Source organism: Leptospira hartskeerlii, assembly GCF_002811475.1.
In the GTDB taxonomy this organism is placed as follows: Bacteria; Spirochaetota; Leptospiria; order Leptospirales; family Leptospiraceae; genus Leptospira_B; species Leptospira_B hartskeerlii.
The window spans coordinates 164,184-186,706 of the sequence record NZ_NPDL01000004.1 but is presented as its reverse complement, the minus strand read 5'-3'; the positions used below and the strand labels follow the sequence as shown (position 1 = coordinate 186,706).

Below are 22,523 nucleotides of genomic sequence, written 5' to 3'. Positions count from 1 at the left end.
AATATATATGCGACATATTTCCCTTATCTAAAGAGTTATGACTCTTATCTACATATGCACAGGTACAAGTACTACAACAGTACATATATAAGAATCTATATATAGATCACCTATATAAATGGAGAATGCAAATTGAAGATCAAAGTGAACACATCCGAGTTCCTAAAAGCGATTCACGCTGTAGAGGGAGTAATCTCTGCGAGAGAGATACGTTCGGTTCTCTCCAACTTAAAATTAGAAGCAGAAACTTCTTCCGTATCTATTTCTGCGACTGACTTAGAAATATCTATTAAAACATCATTAAATGCTCAAGTAGAAAAGTCGGGAGATATTTCTTTACCTGCAAAACAATTATCCAGTATTTTTAAAACCATTCACTTCGAAGAGGCCTTACTCTCAACTGAAGATAGCGATGCTGATTCGAGTATTACTTATATCACCGACGCTACTAAGAAGAATGATTATAAAAATAAATTGAATGGAATGGATGCGGAAGAGATCAAAACCATTCCTAAAGTGGATGCATCTAATATCTCTGATTTTCCTACTGCTATGTTTGCAGAGATGATCCGTAAGACTTCTTATGCAATTGCTCATGAAGACCAAAGATATATTTTCAATGGACTATTTATGGTTCCTAAAGGAGATAAACTTGTATTTGCAGTTACTGATGGTAGAAGGTTATGTAAGATCGAAAGACCTCTTTCCACTACTTTGAAATTCAAAGATTCGGTGATCATTCCTTCTAAGGCAATCAGAGAGATCTCTAAAATGATCGCGACTGCAGAAACAGGAAAGATCGGAATCATAGACAATCAAATCTATGTGAACGCAAATCAGATCGAGCTTCTTTGTAAATTGATCGAAGGTAACTTCCCGAATTATGAGCAAGTAATTCCTAAGTCTTCTAAATTCAGTGCTGTAATCCCTAAAGAAGGATTCCAGATCTATCTTAGACAAGCATTGATCGCAGCAGAAGAACCCACTCGTCAGATACGTTTAACATTCACAAAAAATAATATTAACTTCTACGCTCAAACACAAGGAGTGAACGAGGTTAGTATCAATATGCCGATTGATTATTCTGGTGATGAGGTTACTGTAGCATTCAAAGGTGAATATTTATCCGATGTATTCAAGTCTATTGATGATAATGAATTCAGAATAGAGTTTAGTGATTCAAGTTCACCTGTAGTGTTCAAGGATCCTTCTGATCCTGATTTTATATCGGTAATCATGCCGATGAAAATCTAAAAGAGAAGATCTGTGTTTTTACGAAGCCTAAGGCTTCTCAATTTCAGAAATCACGAACAAATAAGCCTGGAGTTCCATTCCAGGCTTATTTTCTTTGTGGGAGAAAACGGAGAAGGAAAAACAAACTTACTCGAAGCAATCTCCATGATCTCTTGGCTGAAAAGTTTTAGAGAATCAGAAGAAGGAAATTTGATCCGTTGGAATTCCGACGGATATTATATCAAAGGCGAAGTAGATAGAGATCATAAAAGAGAAATTTATGAATTAGGTTTTTCTAAAAAACCGGTCAGTCGTCGCAAACTTAAATTCAACCAAGAAGAAGTTAAAAAAAGATCCGAGTTAGTCGGTAAGTTTCTGAGTGTTTTAATGACACCTTTGGATCTGGTGATCGTAGAAGGTGGGCCTTCTGAAAGAAGAAGGTTTTTGGATAGTCTTCTTTCTTCTTTAGATCCTTCTTACTTAAATGATCTAATAGAATATAATCGTATCTTAAAACAGAGGAACGCACTTTTAAAAAGTGGTTCTTCCGATCCTGGTCTTTATGAAGTTTGGAACCAAAGACTGATAGAAAAAGGGATCAGTATTTTTAATAAAAGAAAAGAGTTCATTTTAGAATTTGATCCTATCTATAGAGAAAATCTAAAAAAGCTCAGTGGTGGAAGAGATAATCTAAATCTGGAATACAAACCCAGTTTTTTCGACCTGGAAAATTTTAAAGAAACCTTACAAAGAAATATTAACAGAGATCGAAAACTAGGTTATACTTCTGTCGGGATCCATAGAGACGATCTGTATATCGGAGAAGATAATCGTGATATTATGGACTTCGCTTCTCAGGGCCAGAAAAGAAGTACTGTAATTTCTTTAAAAGCGGCAGCTTTCGAATATTATCGCAGGAAATTGGGAAAGACCCCGATTCTTCTAATTGATGACGTGATCCGAGAATTGGATGTAAAAAGAAGAGAATATTTTGTGGATCTGGTTTTGAATTCAGGACAGGCTTTCTTTACCACTACCGATCTGGAAGGTATCTCCGATTATGTAGGAAGATTAGAAGATGAAAAACAGATCTTTGTAGTCAAAAACGGACTAGTTACTCCTTACCAATGAAAGAAGAACCTAAGATACAAAAGATCGATCCTCAGGAATTTAAAACCATTCTTCAAAACTTGGGCTTAACGGAAGAAAGTTTAGCAGAGAAGATCGCAGTTCAAACTTTAGTTAAACGTTGGGTCGACATAATAGGTCCGGTATATGCGAGTCATTCCGAACCATTTGCGTTAAACGGTGATACGCTGGTGATCTTAACTGTTCACTCTGCATATAAACAGGAGATCCTTTTTATGAGAAAAAGGATCTTAAGTTATTCTGCTCGGTACTTGGGAAGAGATGTAGTAAAAAAAATAGAAATTAGGATCGGTAATCTCACTCCTAAAAAACAAAAATCCCCTTCGCATACCGCGGATAAAACCGGATTGGAAGGCAAACAAAACCTAGTTTCTTTAGCTGAAAAAGAAACCGATCCTATCGCGAAAAAAAGACTTTTAGAGCTAATTGAATATCTTTAAGAGGGATATTCTTTCTAAATAATAAGCCGAATTTCCTTGCCTCCTTAGCGAATTCAGGAAAACTATTCCTAGATTCCGGAGGACCGATGAGCCAACCAGAGAGCAGTTATAGCGCAGGTCAGATCAAAATCCTAGAAGGATTAGAGGCCGTACGCAAACGCCCCGGAATGTATATCGGGACCCAAGATGAGACCGGTCTTCATAAGATGGTCTATGAGGTCGTTGATAACTCCGTAGACGAGGCAATGGCCGGCCATTGTACCGAGATCACAATCTCCATTCTTCCTGATAATATTATAGAAGTGAAGGATAATGGTAGGGGTATTCCTACCGCTATCCACCCTGAAAAAAATATCTCCACGATCGAAGTGGTTATGACTATTCTACACGCTGGTGGAAAGTTCGAGAACGATGCCTATAAGGTGTCTGGTGGTCTCCACGGGGTCGGGGTTTCCGTAGTCAATGCTCTTTCAGAATCATTGGAAGTGGAAGTTCATCAACAAGGTAAAATCCACCATCAAAAATATTCCAGAGGTGTGCCTCAGGGTCCAGTGAATGTAATCGGAGATACTACCGAAAGAGGGACAGTTGTCCGATTCAAACCGGATTCGAGTATTTTTACTACCACTGAATTTCATTTTGATGTACTAACTTCTCGTTTTAGAGAATTGGCATTTTTGAATAAGGGCCTAAAACTTATCGTTCAGGACAAAAGGAAGTCTGACTCAGAAAAGCATGAGTTCATCTTTGATGGAGGGATTGTTTCCTTCGTTGAATATCTGAATGAGAACAAGCACCCACTTCACAAAACAATTCACTTCGAAAGAAATAAAGACGATGTGGTCGCTGAAATAGCGATCCAATACTCTGATACATATTCCGAAAATATTTTTTGTTTCACCAATAATATTAACAATAACTTGGGTGGAACTCACTTAGAAGGTTTTCGCGCAGCTTTAACTAGAACTCTTAATGATTTCTTAAAGAAAGATCAACAGCTCGTAAAAAAACAACCTACTGCATTATCTGGAGAGGATTTAAAAGAAGGAATCACTGCAGTGATTTCAGTAAAAATTCCTCAACCTCAGTTTAACTCTCAGACAAAAGAAAAGTTAGTAAACGCAGAGATCAAAGGGATCATGCAAACTCTAACTGGAGAAGGTCTTTCCCTTTTCTTTGAAGAGAATCCAGCGATTACTAAAAAGATATTAGAAAAATGTATATTATCTGCTAAGGCACGCGAAGCCGCTCGTAAAGCACGTGATTTAACCCGTCGTAAATCAGTTTTGGAAGGTGGTGGTCTTCCTGGAAAATTAGCGGACTGCTCTGAAAAAGATCCCGCAGCTTCTGAACTTTATATTGTAGAGGGAGATTCAGCAGGCGGTTCCGCTAAGCAAGGACGAGATAGACATTACCAGGCAATTCTTCCTCTAAAGGGAAAAATTCTGAACGTAGAAAAAGCTCGTTTAGATAAAATTCTCGGAAATGAAGAAATTCGCACTTTGGTTTCTGCATTAGGCACCGGGATTGGTGAAGATGAATTTAACGTAGATAAGGCTCGTTATCATAAAATCTTTATTATGACAGATGCTGATATAGACGGTTCTCATATTCGCACTTTGCTTCTTACATTCTTCTTTCGTTATATGAAATCCATCATAGAGAAAGGATATTTATATGTTGCACAGCCTCCTTTGTATTTAGTTAAACATGGCAAGACATCGGCTTATCTATTTTCTGATAAGGAGAAGGATGAGTATTTAAAGTCCTTAGGAACAGAGAAGGCAGTCATCCAACGATATAAAGGTTTGGGTGAGATGAATCCGGAGCAACTTTGGGAAACAACTATGGATCCTGAAAAGCGAGTCGTTCTAAAGGTAAAACTCGATGACTATGTGGAAGCAGAAGATACATTTAATATACTTATGGGCGATGAAGTAAATCCGAGACGTCGCTTTATCGAGGTCAACGCTGCAAAAGTTGCGAACCTTGATCTTTAATATATTGGTAATAGGAAATTCTAAAAACAAATGAGCGAAGAGCTAGAGAACGAGACAAAAACTTTAGGATTTAGTCTTTCTTCCCGTCCGGATATTGGCGAGGCATTGAAGAATGGCGTCAGGGTAATTCCTGTCGAAATCGAAGACCAAATGAAGGAAGCCTACCTGGGTTACGCGATGAGCGTAATTGTGGGAAGAGCTTTGCCTGACGTCAGAGACGGTTTAAAACCGGTTCACAGACGTATTCTACATGCAATGAATGAAAGGGCCTGGAGAAGCGACCGGCCCTACGTTAAATGCGCCAAAATCGTAGGAGAAGTATTAGGTAACTATCACCCACATGGAGATAGCTCCGTATACGATGCATTAGTCCGTATGGTCCAAGAGTTCTCTCTTAGAGTCCCTCTTATTGACGGGCAAGGAAACTACGGATCAATCGACGGAGATAATCCTGCAGCTTATCGATACACAGAAGCAAGACTAGCAAAAGTTGCAGAAGAACTCTTAAGAGATATCGAAAAGGAAACAGTAAACTTTTCTCCGAACTTCGATGATACCAAACAACAACCTGATGTACTTCCTGCAAATTTTCCTAACTTACTCGTAAACGGTTCTTCCGGAATTGCAGTGGGAATGGCTACAAACATTCCTCCACATAATTTAAGAGAGACGATTGAAGCTGTTATTACAGTAATCAAAAATCCTGATATAAGTATATCAGAAATTCTTAAAATAATGCCAGGTCCGGACTTCCCTACCGGTGGTACGATCATCGGCGGAGAAGGCTTATTATCTGCATACCATTCCGGAAAGGGTTCGATCCGTATTCGTTCTAAAGTAGAAATCGAAGAGAACAAAAAAGGCAGAGAAGTAATCGTCGTAACCGAAATTCCTTACCAAGTAAATAAAAAGACTCTTCTAGAAAGAATTGGCGAGCTTGTTAATGAGAAACAAGTCGAGGGAATTTCTGAAATTTTAGATCTATCGGATAGGAAAGGGATCCGAGTAGAGATTCATATTAAAAAAGATGCAAATGCTCAAGTAATCCTGAACCAACTTTTAAAACTGACTCAACTACAAGTAAGTTACGGGATTACGATGCTTGCGATCTTGGATAATAAGCCTAAGATCTTCAATATTAAAGAGATCCTTACCGCTTATTCAATTCACAGAAAAGAAGTAATCGTTCGTAGAACTCAATTTGATCTAGATAAAGCGGAAAAACGCGCCCATATCTTAGAAGGATTGAAGATTGCTCTCGAGAATATTGAAGAAGTAATCAAAGTAATCCGCGCTTCCAAAAATGCTGCGGAAGCAAAAGAACAATTGATGGCTCGATTCGTTCTTTCAGATATCCAAGCCGATGCAATTCTCGAGATGAGACTACAAAGACTTACTTCTTTGGAAGTTCAAAAGGTCATCGATGAGTTGGCAGAAGTTCGTGCTCTTATCTTGGATCTGAAAGACATTCTAGCAAAACCTGAAAGAGTGTCCGACATAGTTTGCACTGAGTTGGCCGAAGTTTCTGAAAAATTCGGAAACAAAAGAAAGACTGATATTAGTTTAGAAAGTGTAGAATCTTCTACTTTCAACGCAGAAGATCTGATCGCAGACGAAGAAGTTGTATTACAAATTACTTATGACCAATTCATAAAGCGACTTCCTCTCGATACTTTCAAAAGACAGAGACGCGGCGGAAAAGGGATCCAAGGACTTTCTCAGAAAAGAGAAGACGTAGTCAAGATAATGAAAACCGCCATGACACACGACAATGTCATGTTCTTCTCCAATACCGGAAAAGTTTACATGATGAAGGCATACGAACTTCCCCAGGCTTCCAAAGAAGCCAGAGGAAAATCTTTAAAGGCTATCATCGGACTAGGAGAGAACGAAACCGTCTCTGCAATCTTTACATTCAGAGAAGAAGATAAAGGAAAAGATCTTTTACTCGTTACCAAAAACGGATTTATCAAACGAGTAGAATTATCCGAATTCGGTAATGTTAAGAAATCAGGTATCATCGCGATCGGCCTTAGAGACGGAGACCAACTCATCGAAGTAATTTCCGTCGTAAAAGGTGATAACGTAATGATCTTCTCTGCAAACGGACTAGCACTTAGAATCGAAATGGATACAATCCGCGCTCAAGGTAGAACCGCCCAAGGTGTGACCGGGATGAGACTTTCCAAAGAAGACGCGATCGTAGGTCTTTCTAAAGTGGTAGAAGGCGACGATATATTCCTCATCTCCGAAAACGGTTACGGAAAACGTTTAGGCTTTGAAGAGTTCGGTACCAAAGGAAGAGGAGGCAAAGGAATGGCCTTCTTGAAAGTTGGAGAGAAAAACGGAGCCGCAGTTGCAGTGAGCTCCGTGGGCGAAGAAGATGAGATTATCCTAGTCACTCAGCAAGGAATGGTCATCAGAACTGAGGCGAATCAAATCTCTAAAATGGGAAGAACTGCAGTGGGAGTCAGAGTCGTGGACATCAAGGACAATGATAGAGTCCAAGATTGTACCGTGATTCGTGAAAGCAAAGAAAAATGATCCGTATCGGTTCTGTCGAAATTCCCGGTTGGTTGGCAATGTCGCCGATGGCCGGGATCAGTGATAGCCCGACTAGAACCATGGCCCGCAGATATGGATCTGCATTCTCCTATACCGAATTTGTTTCCACAGACAGCCTTGCAGTAGGTTCGAAAAAAGCATTATCTCTATTACGTTTTCGTGAAGAAGAAAGGCCGATTACTTTCCAGATCTTCGGCAACAAGCTTGAGATTATAGTAGATGCGGCAAAAAGAATTCGTGAATTAAATCCAGACATTATAGATCTGAACATGGGCTGTCCTGCCCGCAATGTTTCCATGAGGGGATCCGGAGTGGGACTTCTCCGCAAACCCATATATGCAGGAAAGATAATAGAAGAAATGAGAAAGGCGCTGGATGTTCCAGTGACCGCTAAGATCCGCTTAGGATGGGACGATACTTCTAGAAACTATATGGAAGTTTCCAGGATTTTAGAAGAATCAGGAGTGATGGCAATTTCAGTTCATGGAAGGACCCGCGAAATGGGATATTCCGGAAAAGCGGACTGGGACGCGATCGCAGATATCAAATCCGAAAGGAAAGTTCCGATCTTCGGCAACGGAGACGTTAGTAGTTATGAGGAAGCAGTCCGCAGGAAAGAAGAGTCGAAAGTGGACGGAGTCCTTATCGGTAGGAATTCCATCGGAAACCCATGGATATTTTCCGATATTAAAAAGGAAGATCTAAGTTTCGAGGAGATTGTATCTACTACTATAAATCATTTACAGTTGATGAGAGAAACATTCGGAGATAAGTACGGATTGATCCTTCTTAGGAAACATTTAGTACGTTATATACAATCCAGAAAGGAAGTGGAACCGATGAGAATGGAACTTCTCAAAATGGAAGATCCGGAAAAACTGATCCAAATACTTCGCGAAGCTCAAAACAGTTTGAGTATAGCTTCTTGATCCGCCAGGATTGAGATTGACAAAGGTTTTCCAAAATAAGCTGATAATTCCTTTCAAGGAGGAATTTGATGAGAGCCATTGCACTCATATTCACCATACTTGCATTACTCGCATGTGATAAAAAGAAAGAAGAAGCTCCGGTTGAACAGATCGTTGGAACAAAATATTCCGGCGTGGATCAAAACGTTTATAAAAAGCCAGGAACCAAAGAAAAATCGGAACAAGTCACTTTAGTTTACGAATTCGAAGAAGTAAACGGATTAGAGATCGTTCCTTTCGAATTTACGGATGCTAAAGGGAATAAAACGGTAACAGATTATCTGAAACTTAAAACAGTAGATGGAAAAGAAGGTTTTGCACTTCTTAAAAACTTCTACGATGCGGTTCTATTCGTGGTAGCAGACGGAGACACTGCGTTTGCTAAAAATTCTCTTACTTCTCCTTCTAAAGGAAAACTAGAAAAGGGAATGTCTTGCTTTGAGTCTGAAGCAAGTGGAGAATTTTCTAAAGTACGTTGTTACGGTTCTATCTTGAAAGGTGGAAAGCTAAATAACTTGCACGATATTTGGATCCAACCTGTATCTTCTAATATTTCCAGAGATCCTCTTTTGGGAGATAGCGTTCGAAATTTAAAGGCAGCGAGTTTAAAATTGATCGAACTCAATAAAACTACTGACCCGGCTAAACAGGAAGAATTCAAGAAGGCTGCAATTTCTGCTTTAAAGGCCGTTTTTGAGAAAGGAGATATTTATCAGGAATCTGTAAATTCCCTTGCGACTGAATTTGGCATAACTCTTTCCGAACAACAACCAACTCAGTAAAACTTAAAATAAAAAACCCCACCTTTTGTAAGGCGGGGTTTTCCTTTCCAGTTAGAGTAGAAACTCGAACTGAATTAATATTATTTACCGATTTCTTGAGCTTTAGCTACGAGAGCGTCGCGTCCACCTGGAAATTTAGCGTAAATAACACACTGGCATTCTTCCCAGTTGTCTTTAGAAACATCGCTAGGATCGGAACCTGGACCAGTAGCTTTACACTCGTAAACTCCCACTCCTTTAACGATACCTGCAGAAGTACCAACGATAACGGAAGCAGTTGCTTCACCGTCGGAAACTCCGGATGCGGATTCAACTGTCTCACCGACCATTTTTTTAACAACGTCGGAAGCACCTTGTAAGCGAGAAGCTTCGCGGCAGGTAGACTGCATCATAGCGAGACTTTTTTTCGCAACAGCTTTAGCAGATGCGCGAGAAGCGAACTTCATGTAATAATAGTCTTTAGGATTGGTATCTCTTGGAGTTTTACCGTCGTTTCTTTGCTCAGGTGGTCCACCCCAGCCTTCGAAAGACCATCCCCCGTCACCAACGGAAGTAGCGTCTTTTTGAGCGGTATTAGCTCCGCAGTAGGTAAGTAATGCAGCAGATAGTGCAATAACGATTACTTTCTTGATCATCATTTTCTCCTTGATCAGATGGAATTGAGGAATATATCCATTAAACGGATTCCGCAAGCCATTTTTTAATGAATACGTTTAAAATTAAAAGCAGCCAACTTTTTGGTAAAAAAATATTTATTCGCAACGCACAATTGTCAAAAAATTTCCGAAATTATCTTTTTGCTCTGCTAACTCTGGCAGCTAGCGACGCAATAGCGACGACAGTTGTATTTCTTCCAGGAAATTGGGAAGGACAAGCTCCTCAGTCTTTGGAAGGAACAGGAGATAAGCCATATGAATTAGCAAAATTGGGCCAGTTCTACGCGACAAGGTTCTATTCTGTTGAGATAAAAGAACAACTCTCTCCGAATTCAGATCCGGAAATAAAAGATTTTCTAATTCCCCAGGTCTCAAGAGAAAAATTTAAACAAACTTGTTCCAGACTCAAACCGGATTATGTAGTTCGAGACCAGTTGTCTATCGAGGAGAAGATCCGAATTGATCGTTCCGTGTATGACTGTAATCTTTCTAAAATGGAAGAATACTCCATCATAGGCAGAAAAGATCTATTTGAGACCTTAGAGAAGTTGACCAAGGATTCTTTTCCTTTGGTTCCCAAGAAAAAGATAAAAGAATATTCCAGAGAACCAGTCCGAGCCGCGAAGTCTCAAACCATCGTGCTTGATTCTTCTTATTCTTATGCACCGGAAAGAAAAGAATTTATGTCGCAATTAGAAGCGATCTCTTGGCAACCGGAAACAAAATTTCGTTTAGTTGTTTTTAGCGAGAATGGTTCCAAAGTTTTTCCTGAATCCAGCCGTTCGGAGTTTATCAAACAATGGAAGGATTTTAAATCCGAAGGAAAATCCAACACCCAAGATCTTACAAATGCACTTCTTCGATTAAGAAGGATTCTAAGTTCGGAAGATTCTCCAGGAAAGAAAAAGGAAAGAATGATTAGCATTCTCACTAACGCGAAGGCTTCTAATTCAGTTGGTGGATATGGAGCTGCGATCGAGGGTCTTAGTCAGATTGGAGCAAAAGTTTCTATTCTATATTCTTCCTATGCTGGGCCGGAAGCACGTAGGGAACATAAAGAAGCAGCAAAGAGAGGAGCAGAATTCAGAGAAGTTTCCTATTTCCAGAGAATAGTAACTCCAAGAGATTCCAAAACTTTGGTGTTCAAAGAAGGAAAATTATACAGCACCAACGCTTCTCCAGATCCAAAAATGAAAATAGAGGATTCTTCTCTCGAAAAAGTAGAGTTTGCAGGCAAGTATTCCTTAGGAGAATTCCTAAATCCATGGAGTCTCGGAAGTATTTATGAAGAAGTAAAGAAGGAGAAAGTCCTCACTTCTGAGCCGGTTCGCAGCAATTTTGCATCTCTATTCTCCAGTTCTGTAAGCGAAGCTTCCAATTCAGAATATTTCGGAAATTTTCCAAAAGTTTTAGTCAAATCTGGGTCTAAGGCGTTCTGGATCCGAGTCCCGAATACTTCCGGATTTTCAGAGGGAAAAAAAGGAGTATGGGCGGTTACGTTTCTTTCATCCTCTTTTTCTTCAGAGGGGGTCGAAGTAATACCGGATTCGTTAGAACGATATACTTTCTCTACTGCTAAAATTTTAGAATGTGATCCTTCCGTTGCTCGAAATTATCTAAGAAATACGGAAAAATTCAAATTCGATTGTTTAGTAAAGGGAGAGATCCTGGAAGTTTCTCAGCCGTAGCAGAGCCATGGAAGAATCTAATTTTATCGCATTATCTCCATCTACCCGTAAGATCTTGGATCGTATGAAACAAGCGGTCTCTTCCGACCTACCCATCTTAATTTTAGGAGAATCAGGGACCGGAAAAAGTTATTTGGGCTATTTGTTCCACTCCTTCTGCAAAGACAGGTTTCCTCAATATCAAGTTTTTGATTTTTCTGTTTCCGAATCAGAAGAAGAAACTTCCGAGATATTTTCTAAGTTAGACGGAAAATCTGGGGTTACGATCTTTTTAGAAGCCTTCTCAAATTTGAATCCGAGTTTTCAAGTGCAACTTTTGCAAAAGATACGGAATGAAAAAGGGAAGAATCGATACTTACTTTCCGATCAACCTGATCTTCCTGAAAAAGTGAAGTCTGGTAAACTGCAGGAATCCTTGATGACTGAGATCCAAACTCTTCAGGTAAAAATTCCTACGCTAAGAGATAGAAAGGAAGACATTCCTCCACTGACCCGCTTTTTTCTAGATCTGATCGGTAAAAGATACAATCGTAAGAATATTAAAATTTCTGAAAAGTTAGGAAAGTTTTTATTAGAGTACGATTATCCAGGTAATCTTCATCAGCTAAAGAATCTTTTGGAAGCGATGGTCTCTATGCATAATGTGAAGACCTTGGATACGAAACATCTTCCTCCGGAATTATTCGAAACTGGCTACAAACAAAATGATGGTCTTACTGTACGCACAGGAATTCCTCTTAGAGATTATGAAAGAGAAATTATCCGACGCAATTTGATCCTCGTAAATGGAAACAGGGAAAAGGCTGCGAGAATATTAGGAATTTCTGAAAGAACAATTTATAGAAAGATCACCGAGTTCGAACTGTTCGATTCCGAGGATGGAAAAAATCCTCCATCTTCCTAAAGAAATAATAAACGGTTTCTTCCTTTTCGGAACCTGTTTTGATTTTTTGGTTCATTTCTAATAAGAACTCATACAATTCTTTAATTTCCATATCGTTAAATGTTGAACTTTCTTTTTTTAGTCTTTTGAAAGTATGATTCTTTCGAGCAGGAGAATAGGCTCCGATCCCAAGTAGATCTGATTGTTCTTTTTCACTCAGTACTTTGTCATACATTCTTAGAATAATTTTATAAATTCTTAATTTGTCTAAATGATCCTTTACTAGGGAAAGAAAAATGAGAAGTGAATCCTTCCCTATTTTGAATTTTGAAAACTCTCTGGAAAATCTTCCATAATCCTTTTCGAAAAAATAATCCACAATCTCAGAAGAACTGAATTCTGAACTTTGAAATAGTACTTCTTTTAGATCTGCAAGATTGAAACTTTTTTTGCCTAAGTATAATTTTAGTTTTTCTAAGTTCTTTAAATATGCACCGGCACTTGGATTAACTTTGAGTAAAAATTCTTCTTCCGCTTCGTCGTCTAATTTTATTTCTACTTCTTTGGCAGCTCTTAAGAAGGCTTCTTTTCTTTTATCAGGAAATATTTTAGAAGATTTAAAATGAGAAACCTTGTCTCTGAATATGGAAATCAATTCTTTAGGAAGATCCCAATGATCATAGTGGATCAGAATTCTTACCGTTTCCGGAACTGAGAAAGATTTGGGAGAAGTTTTAGATTTTGTTTTTCCCAACCAAGGTTTGAAGAATGTAACACCAGACTTGATGATGAATAATTTCTGTGCCGCGAACATGTCCAGGTTTCCAGCTTCGTTCTGAAAATTCTCCAGATCGCCTGGCTCAGCTACGAAGACCACGATCTCATAAGGATCCGCACTTTTTTTATAAGCTGCTTTGTATAGATCACTGACCACACCGAATTCGTAAGAATCCTGAGAAACCACAAATAGGATCTGAGGCAAAGTCTCCAGGTTTGGCTTGGTCTTATGTAGAAAATCGATCAGATTGTCGTAGGAATTCGAGACTTTTGTATCTGCCACGGAAATCATCCTGAAAGGATTTCCGCAGGTAGTCAAGCCGATGATCCGATTCTTTTCCTAAAGTAGATCTGGGATTTTTCCGATCTTTTAGATAGGTTTAGGCCCTATGAGAATTAGCGACGGCGTACAGAGAATTTCTGCTCAAGAAGATTATCTTACTTATATCAAACCGATCCTAAATCAATCCAGGGTGCCTGCAATAGAGCCTATACGCCAAAGGGATTTTTCCGATTTAGGAAAATCTCTGAAATTGTACGGCCCGGATGGAAGTTCTTCTCCTCAAGAATCTTCAGCATCTAAAGGTCGATTTCTAGATCTTTACGTTTAATTTTCCTTTTTCTATATTCAAAATTAGAGAAACCGACTCCAAAGAGTATGGTATAAGAAAAATTTGCGGACTGGAAATCCTAAGATATTTGAATAAGATCCTCGGAAATTTTTCACAGGCGAATTTGGATCTTGGATGCCATAAGATCCTGCTTTGTCGTATGGTTTGCAAATTTTAATATATTCTAAAATTTCAGATTTGCCCCAAGCATTGAAGTCTACTTCTGAAATATCGTAATCGAAAATTTTTTCGTCCTTTGTCCTGATCCCGAGTCCAGAATAGACATGATGTGTTTTTCCGGAAAGTTCAGAGATCATGGAAAATGCTTCCGATTCGTCAGCAGGTTTTTGCAGGATCTTATTTTGAAAAACTACGATTGTATCCGAGGCTATGATGACTTCTTCAGAACCCTTTGGTTCAGGTCCAAGTTTTGCCAAGGTTACTCTTTCTAAATAGCGAACAGGTGTTTCTTCATGAAGACTAGATTCGTCCGTGGGTAGAGGTAGGACTTGAAATTGTAATCCCAAAGATTGTAAGATCTCTTTTCTTCTAGGAGATTGGGATCTCAGAATGAGCATATATCCATTCTGAAAGAAAAGCCTTGCCAGACACTCCTTTTCCCAGTATCAATGTTCGCACGGATCGAACCAATGAATTTATTTCTTAGATCATTCTTCTCAACACGCACCCTAGTTTCGGTAATTCTTGTCTCGCTTATGACTTTCACTTCTTCTTATTCTCAAGAAGCTAAGAAAATTGCACCTAATGATAGTCCGGAGACCAAACCGACTAATTCGAATGTGGATCTAAAATCCAGAGCATATTCTTTGCGTAAGAAATCTTGGGTATCCTTGCGATATCTTAGAACCAGTCTATTAAATTTTGGGAAGAAAGCGGACTGGGATACTTGCCTCGCGGATTATTCAAAGGCAGAATCTTCTTTTCAAAGAGGGGAATGGGAATCTGCAGGAAACCAATTCCAAACTTTAAAAACAAAATTGGATCAACTTGCGGAGGCTCAAGCAAAGGAAGTATTTAATAGATCCGATGCGTTGGAGAAGGACATCCAACCTAAGGTTGTGGATCTAAAACTGAATACGGAAACAACCGGCAAACAATACATTCCTGTGATGGAGAAACATCTGCAGATTTATAGAGATACCTGGCAGGCAGCTAAGTTAGAAAGAGAAGCCGGAAACCAAGGACAGAATCTATATTTTGCGAAGCAAGGCCTGTTACAACTTTATAAAGCCAAAATCCTTTTGGAAAAATCCAAAGAAGGAAAATTGGAATCGGAAGAAAAGCTTACTAAAAACAAAGTTTTAGAAACGGACTATTTAACTCCCGAGGAAGTGAAATATTGGGATGATTGTCTGGAAGTATTGAACGAATCGGAAGAGAAGAATCGACAAAAAGAAAAGCAGGCGATCATAAGTGTTTACCAATCTAGAACAGGCAAAAAACCGGGAGAGTCTAAGAATAGTAAAGACCCTGCTCCGAGCGGAGAAGGTAAAAAGTAAGGGTCTTTCCGGTTTTTTTCCGAAAGTAAGAATAGAATATGAAATTATCTAAGATTATCTTGCTTCTATTCTTTTTGTCCTCCGTATCATGCCGAGGCTTTAATCTTCAAAATTTTAAGAATCATACATTTGAAAACACCTGTGATTGGTTCGATCTATTCTGCGATAAGATTGTAGTGAATCCGGATCTTTCCGACTGCGATCCGTTTCATGAAGAATACGAAGGATATTCTCATTACATAGATCGTGGAGTTTTAAAAAACGATTATAAGATAGAAGAAGAAGCCAAACAGGAAAAAGAACCTAACGATCCAACGGAACCTTTGCCTAAGAAAAAAGAAAAGATCAAAGCAACCAATACGGATTACGGAAATAATATGAGAATAGATTCTAAAAAACTATTTGAAAGATATGATATTTCCGCAGGAAGAAGATCTGACAAAGATAGATCCAAACATCCTTGCGGTGTTTTGCAAGATGGCAACAAGCCTAAAGTGTATTATTCGGAACCTAAAACAAACGATAAGGGAGGAGAATTTTGAAAAACGTATTCGATTTAACAGGCAAATCAGTATTAGTAACAGGAGCAACCAGAGGGATAGGAAGACAGATCGCTCAGGGATTTTTAGATGCGGGTGCAACAGTTTATGGGACCGGATCTTCCGCGGATTCCATTAAACGTTTAGAAGGATCTGGCATCGAAGCATTTGCAGCTGATATTCGCCAACCTGGAGCAATGGATTCTATCATAGAAACATTGAGTAAAAAGCACGGAAAGCTCGACGTGCTTGTAAATAATGCGGGAGTTGCTGCAAATCTACCTGCAGGTTTTTTTAAAGAAGAAGACATCCAAAACGTGACACAGACTAACTTTGTGGGAGTGTTTCGTGCAAGTCAGGCATACTATAAAATACACAAGAAAAAAGGCGGGAACATTATTAATATCGCCTCAGTCCTAGGTATGGTCGGCACTAAATTTGCGTCCGTGTATTGTGGAACAAAAGGTGCAGTAATCAATATGACCAAGGCCCTCGCAGTGGAATGGGCAGGCTCCGGATATAGAGTGAATGCGATCTGTCCGGGATTTATAGATACGGACATGACGGACATGATCAAAGAAAAGCCGGAAGTATTGGAGCAAATGAAAGCAAGGATACCGATGTCTCGATTGGGCCGACCGGAAGATCTTGCAGGTGCTGCAGTCTTTTTAGCTTCAGATGCGGCGGCTTACGTTACCGGTCAAGCTATCGTCGTGGACGGAGGTGTTACTTCCGGTATATGATACTAGAATTGCATCCCCAGAATCCTGAGAAGAGGATCCTCGGACAAATTTCCAAAAAATTATCCGAGGGAGGGGTGTATGTATTTCCTACAGATACAGTTTACGGTTTGGTAGCAGACTCTCAATCGCATGCAGGAGTCGAAAAATTATACAAACTAAAGAACATCTCTAAGAATCAACCTCTGTCTCTTCTTTGCGCGGATATTTCCACTGCATCCAATTATATGGAACAACTTTCTAACGAAGCGTTCCGTTTGATGAAAAGGATCACTCCTGGACCTTATACGTTCGTAGTTAAGGCGAATAAACATCTTCCTAGGGTTTCATTCTCAAATCAAAAAGATAAGAATATCGGGATAAGGATCCCTGATTCTAAATATCTGCAGACTTTGATGGAACTCCATCCGAATCCTCTTACTTCTACTTCCGTATTCTTTAAAGACGAATTCGTGACCGACGTGGACATGATCGAAAAAGAATACGGTAGCAAAGTGGATGGGATAATAGATGGAGGGATCCTAGAACTGGAATTATCTACTATTCTTGATTGTACCGGAGATGGAATTTCTATCTTAAGAGAAGGCAAGGGAATGGATAAGATCAACTCATTATAATCTCTGGAGGCAATCATGCAAAAAAGACAATTAGGAAAAATAGGCCCACTCGTATCCGAACAAGGATTGGGATGTATGGGAATGTCGGATTTTTACGGACAGACGGACGACACTGAATCCATTGCAACAATACATCGCGCGATAGAGCTGGGAATTACGTTATTCGATACAGCTGATATGTATGGTCCTCATATAAATGAAGAACTTTTAGGAAAAGCAATTAAAGGTAAAAGAGATAAGGTTGTAGTTGCCACTAAGTTTGGGATCGTAAGAGATCCGAATGATCCTTATAAAAGAGGATACAATGGAAAACCTGAATATGTGAAAGCAGCCTGCGAAGGAAGTTTGAAACGTTTAGGAGTAGATACTATCGATCTTTATTACCAGCACAGAGTAGATCCGGATACTCCTATCGAAGAAACGGTAGGTGCAATGGCGGACCTAGTAAAACAGGGAAAAGTAAAATACATAGGACTTTCCGAAGCGGGAATCGATACAATCAAAAGAGCCGCTAAGATTCATCCTATTTCAGCATTACAAACCGAATATTCTCTTTGGACTAGAGATCCGGAAGATGGCATCTTACAAACTTGTAGAGAACTCGGAATTGGATTCGTAGCTTATAGCCCCCTCGGCCGGGGATTTTTAACAGGCCAGATCCAAAAATTCGAAGATCTGGATCCAAGCGATTTTAGAAGAAACTCCCCTCGTTTCCAAGGAGAGAATTTCCAAAAGAATCTTGAATTAGTCGCTAAGATCAAAGAGATCGCTAACGAAAAATCGGTCACCGCAGGACAACTTGCTTTGGCTTGGGTTCTTGCTCAGGGACAAGATATAGTTCCGATTGCAGGTACTAAAAGACGCAAGTATCTGGAAGAGAATATCGGAGGAAGTTCTGTCAAATTATCCAAAGAAGATTTAGACAGGATCAATTCAGTCGCTCCAAAAGATGCAGCGGCCGGACTACGTTATCCGGCTTCAAGCATGGGTTCCGTAGGAAGATAATCGATCAGGAAGGCCTATTTAGTTTTTAAAGCGGCCTTCCATTCTTCTTCTTTAAAACCTACTAGTCCGAAGTTTTCTCCTAGTACAAAAGGTCTTTTTACGAGGTTTCCATTTCCAGAAAGTAGCTCGAACTGTTCGTCCAAACTCATTTTGGAAAGTTTGTCCTTAAGACCCAGTTCCTTGTAATCTCCGCCCGAGGTATTGAATAATCTTTTGGAGTCTCCACCTACGTACCCCAGCATTTTTTTGAGTTCTGCCTTGGTCGGCGGAGTTTCCCGGATTGCCTTCTTGTCGAAGTCGATCTTCTTGCCTTCCAGGAATTTTAGGGCGTTTCTGCATGTGCTGCAATTTTTGTATTCGTAAACTTTTAACTTCACGGTTGGATCTCCTACAAAGCTTTCCCTTCCCAAATTCGGAATTTATGTCGTCTTTGCAAGCCGGAACCGACAAAAAAACTTTACCTTGAAAATGGAAAGTTTTGCCGATAGTATTCCTTAGGACGCGCTCAAAGTGCTGAATAAAAAGACCTCTCTAACCGGAAGACAAAAAGCGGCTATTTTTCTAATTGCCGTAGGGTCCGACGTATCTTCGGAAATTTTCAAACATCTACGTGAAGACGAGATCGAGCAGATCACGTTTGAGATTGCACGTTTAGATAAGATCACTCCGGAGGATAAGGAAAAGGTTCTCGTAGAATTCAATGAGCTTATGATGGCTCAGGAATTCATCTCCAATGGAGGTATCGACTTTGCTAGGGGGCTATTAGAGAAAGCTCTCGGTAACCAGAAAGCGATCGATATCATCAACCGACTTACTTCGAGTTTGCAGGTCCGTCCTTTCGACTTTATTCGTAGAACCGACCCTCAGCACTTATTAAACTTCATCCAGAACGAGCACCCTCAAACAATCGCATTAATTTTATCTTATTTAGATCCTCAGAAGGCATCTAGCATTCTATCAGGATTACCACACACGATCCAAGCAGAAGTTGCAAAAAGGATCGCGACCATGGACCGGGTTTCTCCTGACGTTCTTCGAGAAGTGGAAAGGGTATTAGAAAGAAAACTTTCCACATTGGCGAGTGAGGATTATACCTCTGCCGGTGGTATCGACTCAGTGGTAGAAATTTTGAACCTTGTGGACAGGGGAACTGAGAAGACGATCATCGAAGCCTTGGAAGAGGAAGATCCTGAACTCGCGGAAGAGATCAAAAAGAGAATGTTCGTATTCGAGGATATCGTACTACTCGACGACCGTGCGATCCAAAAAGTATTGAGGGAAGTAGACAACTCAGATCTTGCAAAAGCACTCAAGTCTGTGGATACCGAAGTGCAAGAAAAAATCTTCAAGAACATGTCCAAACGTGCCGCGAACCTACTCCGAGAGGATATGGACTTCATGGGACCGATTCGTATTAAAGACGTGGAAGACGCTCAGCAAAAAATCGTTAACATCATACGTAAGCTGGAAGAATCCGGAGACATCGTAGTCGCTCGTGCTGGCGAAGACGAACTCGTTATGTGAGGTCCGAGCCTGGACCATATATCTCACAAACGATTTGTATTCTGGATCTGCGTAACCTTACTGATCTCTCAGTTCGGTTGTATTTCAGATACTAAGCCCGTTAGAAAAATAGATTTTTCGGAACTAGAATGGACCGGAAGACTTATTACGGAAACTCAAAATGATAAGAAAGCGGAAGTAAAAAATAAAAAGCAAGAATCTGTTTCTGAAGATTGGACTCCTCTTCCGAATTTACCTTGGACATTCAATAGTCTCTTTCAAATCCCTATGGATTCAGGACTTCATCAAGTTGAGATAAAGACCGACTTTAATTTAGATAAAGCGGACGATTTACTTAAAATTCCTGCCGGGCTATATATCACTGATATAGGAGAGAATTGGAAAATTCTCCTGAATGGAATATTAGTAAGAGAAGAATGGTACGAACCTAGTAACGGACAGCTTTCTAAAAACCGTTCCGTAAAAGGTCTTATCATTCCGCTTTATCATGGGATCTTAAAGCCGGGTAAAAACGAATTGAAGATCCGTTTTATAGGAATGGCTGACAGCAATCCAATAAAAGCAAACGATCATTTTGGATTCTATCATCCAAAAAATTTCAGGATTTCCTCTCTCGAAGAAATTTATAACTCAACTTCAGAATACTTCGATATATTTCTTTTTGGGATCTATTTTATATTCGGATTCTATCATGTTCTGTTTTTTATAACTAGAAAGCAGGATATTTATTATCTCTACTTTGGACTGTTTTCATTATTTTCCTCAGTATATTTCTATTTCACCACTTTTCATATATATAATAAATATATAAACTTTCCGGACGGACCCGATACTGAATTATTCTTTAGGGGAGAAATTTCCGCACTTATTCCTATGGTCCCGGTCTTTATGCTTTTTGCGAAAGACTTCTTTTACCAAAAAGAAGGAAAGTTTTGGATCATTCGGACCTTCTGTGTTTTAAGCGGGATTTTATTCTTAACGAATTGGTTCCTGCCTTTTAAATACGTTCTTCCGAATCTTATGGTTTTCCAAGTGCTTCTGTTTTTGATGCTCTTGTATGTGATCTTCTTTTCTGCGAACGCGATCCGTTTGAAAAAACCCGACTCTATCAAACTAGCGGTCGGTATCGGGGTCTGTGGCCTTTTCGGACTTTGGGATACGATCGATGCGATGACTAAGATTGCGGGATTTCATTATCCTTTCTTTAAGATCTCATTCTCAGTTTTCATTCTTGTTATTATCAGTCTTTTGGTATCCAGGTATGTGAGTTTATACAAACAATCTCAGGCTCTTAACTTAGAGATCTCAAAACAGAGAGATGCATTCTACAGATTCGTTCCTTCCGAATTTATTTCCATCTTAGATAGAGAAAGCCCGGTGGAGATTAAGATAGGAGACTCTAAAGAAAAAACAATGTCCGTATTCTTCGCGGACTTAAGAGGTTACACTTCGGTTTCCGAAAAACTAAGTCCAGACGAGAATATAAAGTATCTGAACAGATACTTCTCCGCATTTGAAGATATCATATTTAAGAATGCTGGCTTTGTAGATAAATACATTGGAGACGCGATCATGGCATTGTTCTCGGATCATAGTGATAGAGCGGAAAAGGAGAATTTCAACTCCGCAGACAACGCCCTTCAATCTGCGATAGACATGGTTCGTTATGTAGAATCTTTGAACGACGGAATTGGATTGGGTGCGGATCTGGGAATCGGAGTGAATACAGGACCTTTGATCCTTGGGACTGTAGGAAGTGAGAGAAGAATTGATACTACAGTTGTAGGGGATACGGTAAATTTATCTTCGAGAGTCCAAAGTCTTTCAGGATTTTATAAAACCAAAATTTTAGTAACCCATCATACTTTCTTACGCTTAAACCTACTTTCAGATGTAATGGCAAGAGAGATTGATACGGTAATTGTAAAGGGCAAGACTCAGCCTGTGATCTTATATGAAGTATTCCAAGCTGATGAACCAGAATCAGTAGATTGGAAAGAAGGCTCTAAAACAAAATTGAATGAAGGGATAGCTCTGTATAAAGCCGGCCAGTTCAAGAATGCTTTCTCTATCTTTAAGGAATTATACAAAGAAAAGCCTACAGACAATATAGTAAAATTGTATGCTAAAAGAACCAAAATGATCCTCGGCCAGACTCCTCCGGGAGATTGGGATGGGATTTTTAGGCTTCACAGAAAATAATTTTCAATTTCGATCTATTCTTCTAAAATTTAGGGAACGTCTAAACCCTTCTACTGTCTGATTGTTTACTCGGTTTTGTAATCCGAATTTAACCGCAACTAAATAGGAAATTCTAAAACATGAAGTATAAGATCCAAATCATCTCTATCGTTTTGCTTCTTTCTGCTTTAGAATTGGTTGCAGACGAAAAAGAGAGACTTCCGGATTTCAGATTGGCAGATCAAAGAGGAAAAGTTTTCAATTCTTCGAGTGCAAAAGGAAACACTTACTTTTTACTCGGTTGCGGTTTTAAGGACATAGTCCTTTGCAGAAAACATGGACGTAAGATCTATTGGAAGATGCAGACATTCTTGAAAGATGAGGATCGCGTTATATTCTCCGCATATTTGAATTTGAAAAACGCGCCATCTGCAGTTTTCGATTATATTTTCCAAGAAAAAGAGAAAGATTACGAAAGTATTTTGTTGGATAAGAAAGGGGTTTTATCCAACGGCTTGGTAGAAGGAAAATCTTTCTTAAGAGTATATTCTCCCAAGGGTGCGTTGATCCACAAAGAATATTTCGAGTCTGTGGATGACGCAAAAGTTTCCGAACTTTATAGATTGACCCGAAGCGGAAAGTAAA

Annotated in this window: 22 protein-coding genes; 18 read left to right on the top strand and 4 right to left on the bottom strand. The window is 39.4% G+C overall.

What is annotated here, in order from left to right; translation table 11 throughout:
- The first annotated feature begins 132 nt into the window (after positions 1–132).
- From dnaN to lenA, 7 genes are all read left to right on the top strand, one after another.
- A complete protein-coding gene (gene dnaN, locus CH352_RS08635; protein WP_100704900.1) occupies positions 133–1,254 on the top strand; it encodes a DNA polymerase III subunit beta in 1,122 nt (373 codons plus the stop codon).
- A 12-nt stretch (positions 1,255–1,266) separates the two neighbouring features.
- A complete protein-coding gene (recF, locus tag CH352_RS08630; RefSeq protein ID WP_100704899.1) occupies positions 1,267–2,364 on the top strand; it encodes a DNA replication/repair protein RecF in 1,098 nt (365 codons plus the stop codon).
- Positions 2,361–2,822, top strand: coding sequence for a DciA family protein (locus CH352_RS08625; RefSeq protein ID WP_100704898.1), 462 nt, complete (start codon positions 2,361–2,363; stop codon positions 2,820–2,822). Before recF ends, CH352_RS08625 begins: the two co-directional genes overlap by 4 nt.
- Positions 2,823–2,908: 86 nt before the next feature.
- Positions 2,909–4,822 carry a DNA topoisomerase (ATP-hydrolyzing) subunit B gene (gyrB, locus tag CH352_RS08620; protein ID WP_100704897.1) on the top strand — a complete coding sequence of 638 codons (1,914 nt, stop codon included), beginning with the start codon at positions 2,909–2,911 and terminating at the stop codon, positions 4,820–4,822.
- A gap of 30 nt (positions 4,823–4,852) precedes the next feature.
- Positions 4,853–7,366 (top strand): DNA gyrase subunit A, encoded by a 2,514-nt coding sequence (gyrA, locus tag CH352_RS08615; RefSeq protein ID WP_100704896.1) that lies wholly within the window; start codon positions 4,853–4,855, stop codon positions 7,364–7,366.
- A complete protein-coding gene (gene dusB, locus CH352_RS08610; RefSeq protein ID WP_100704895.1) occupies positions 7,363–8,316 on the top strand; it encodes a tRNA dihydrouridine synthase DusB in 954 nt (317 codons plus the stop codon). Before gyrA ends, dusB begins: the two co-directional genes overlap by 4 nt.
- A 68-nt stretch (positions 8,317–8,384) precedes the next feature.
- Positions 8,385–9,137, top strand: a complete 753-nt coding sequence (gene lenA / locus CH352_RS08605; RefSeq protein WP_100704894.1) for a lipoprotein LenA — start codon at positions 8,385–8,387, stop codon at positions 9,135–9,137.
- 80 nt (positions 9,138–9,217) lie between these two features.
- Here the strand turns inward: lenA and CH352_RS08600 are convergent, their stop codons facing one another.
- A complete protein-coding gene (locus tag CH352_RS08600; protein WP_100704893.1) occupies positions 9,218–9,772 on the bottom strand; it encodes a lipoprotein LipL21 in 555 nt (184 codons plus the stop codon).
- Positions 9,773–9,906: 134 nt separating this feature from the next.
- Between CH352_RS08600 and CH352_RS08595 the strand changes: the two genes are divergently transcribed.
- Positions 9,907–11,481, top strand: a complete 1,575-nt coding sequence (locus CH352_RS08595) for an LIC10012 family protein (RefSeq protein ID WP_100705272.1) — start codon at positions 9,907–9,909, stop codon at positions 11,479–11,481.
- A gap of 7 nt (positions 11,482–11,488) precedes the next feature.
- Positions 11,489–12,385, top strand: coding sequence for an AAA-type ATPase lid domain-containing protein (locus tag CH352_RS08590; RefSeq protein WP_100704892.1), 897 nt, complete (start codon positions 11,489–11,491; stop codon positions 12,383–12,385).
- Here CH352_RS08590 and holA read toward each other — a convergent pair.
- Complete coding sequence (gene holA, locus CH352_RS08585) at positions 12,330–13,433, bottom strand: DNA polymerase III subunit delta (RefSeq protein WP_165780125.1); 1,104 nt, start codon at positions 13,431–13,433, stop codon at positions 12,330–12,332. The two genes, CH352_RS08590 and holA, sit on opposite strands and share 56 nt — an antisense overlap.
- Before the next feature lie 97 nt (positions 13,434–13,530).
- Between holA and CH352_RS08580 the strand changes: the two genes are divergently transcribed.
- Positions 13,531–13,752, top strand: coding sequence for a hypothetical protein (locus CH352_RS08580; protein ID WP_100704890.1), 222 nt, complete (start codon positions 13,531–13,533; stop codon positions 13,750–13,752).
- A gap of 23 nt (positions 13,753–13,775) precedes the next feature.
- Here the strand turns inward: CH352_RS08580 and CH352_RS08575 are convergent, their stop codons facing one another.
- Entirely contained in the window at positions 13,776–14,330 is a 555-nt protein-coding gene (locus CH352_RS08575) for a nucleoside triphosphate pyrophosphatase (RefSeq protein ID WP_100704889.1), read from the bottom strand.
- Between the two features lie 72 nt (positions 14,331–14,402).
- Here CH352_RS08575 and CH352_RS08570 point away from each other — a divergent pair, with 72 nt between their 5' ends.
- From CH352_RS08570 to CH352_RS08550, 5 genes are read left to right on the top strand one after another with little or no spacing between them, the layout of a single operon-like run.
- A complete protein-coding gene (locus CH352_RS08570; protein WP_100704888.1) occupies positions 14,403–15,272 on the top strand; it encodes a hypothetical protein in 870 nt (289 codons plus the stop codon).
- Positions 15,273–15,310: 38 nt separating this feature from the next.
- Positions 15,311–15,814, top strand: a complete 504-nt coding sequence (locus tag CH352_RS08565; protein WP_100704887.1) for a hypothetical protein — start codon at positions 15,311–15,313, stop codon at positions 15,812–15,814.
- Positions 15,811–16,554 carry an SDR family NAD(P)-dependent oxidoreductase gene (locus tag CH352_RS08560; protein ID WP_100704886.1) on the top strand — a complete coding sequence of 248 codons (744 nt, stop codon included), beginning with the start codon at positions 15,811–15,813 and terminating at the stop codon, positions 16,552–16,554. The genes CH352_RS08565 and CH352_RS08560 overlap by 4 nt, the downstream gene beginning before the upstream one ends.
- Entirely contained in the window at positions 16,551–17,168 is a 618-nt protein-coding gene (locus CH352_RS08555; protein WP_100704885.1) for an L-threonylcarbamoyladenylate synthase, read from the top strand. The genes CH352_RS08560 and CH352_RS08555 overlap by 4 nt, the downstream gene beginning before the upstream one ends.
- Before the next feature lie 15 nt (positions 17,169–17,183).
- Positions 17,184–18,173, top strand: a complete 990-nt coding sequence (locus CH352_RS08550; RefSeq protein ID WP_100704884.1) for an aldo/keto reductase — start codon at positions 17,184–17,186, stop codon at positions 18,171–18,173.
- A gap of 14 nt (positions 18,174–18,187) precedes the next feature.
- Here the strand turns inward: CH352_RS08550 and CH352_RS08545 are convergent, their stop codons facing one another.
- Positions 18,188–18,550 (bottom strand): arsenate reductase family protein, encoded by a 363-nt coding sequence (locus CH352_RS08545; protein WP_100705271.1) that lies wholly within the window; start codon positions 18,548–18,550, stop codon positions 18,188–18,190.
- Between the two features lie 133 nt (positions 18,551–18,683).
- Here CH352_RS08545 and fliG point away from each other — a divergent pair, with 133 nt between their 5' ends.
- The 3 genes from fliG to CH352_RS08525 all read left to right on the top strand — a co-directional run bounded on the left by fliG (position 18,684) and on the right by CH352_RS08525 (position 22,522).
- Positions 18,684–19,697, top strand: a complete 1,014-nt coding sequence (gene fliG / locus CH352_RS08540; RefSeq protein WP_008589915.1) for a flagellar motor switch protein FliG — start codon at positions 18,684–18,686, stop codon at positions 19,695–19,697.
- Between the two features lie 267 nt (positions 19,698–19,964).
- Positions 19,965–21,899, top strand: coding sequence for an adenylate/guanylate cyclase domain-containing protein (locus tag CH352_RS08530; RefSeq protein ID WP_100704883.1), 1,935 nt, complete (start codon positions 19,965–19,967; stop codon positions 21,897–21,899).
- Between the two features lie 119 nt (positions 21,900–22,018).
- Positions 22,019–22,522, top strand: coding sequence for a hypothetical protein (locus CH352_RS08525; RefSeq protein WP_100704882.1), 504 nt, complete (start codon positions 22,019–22,021; stop codon positions 22,520–22,522).
- Position 22,523 lies beyond the last annotated feature (1 nt).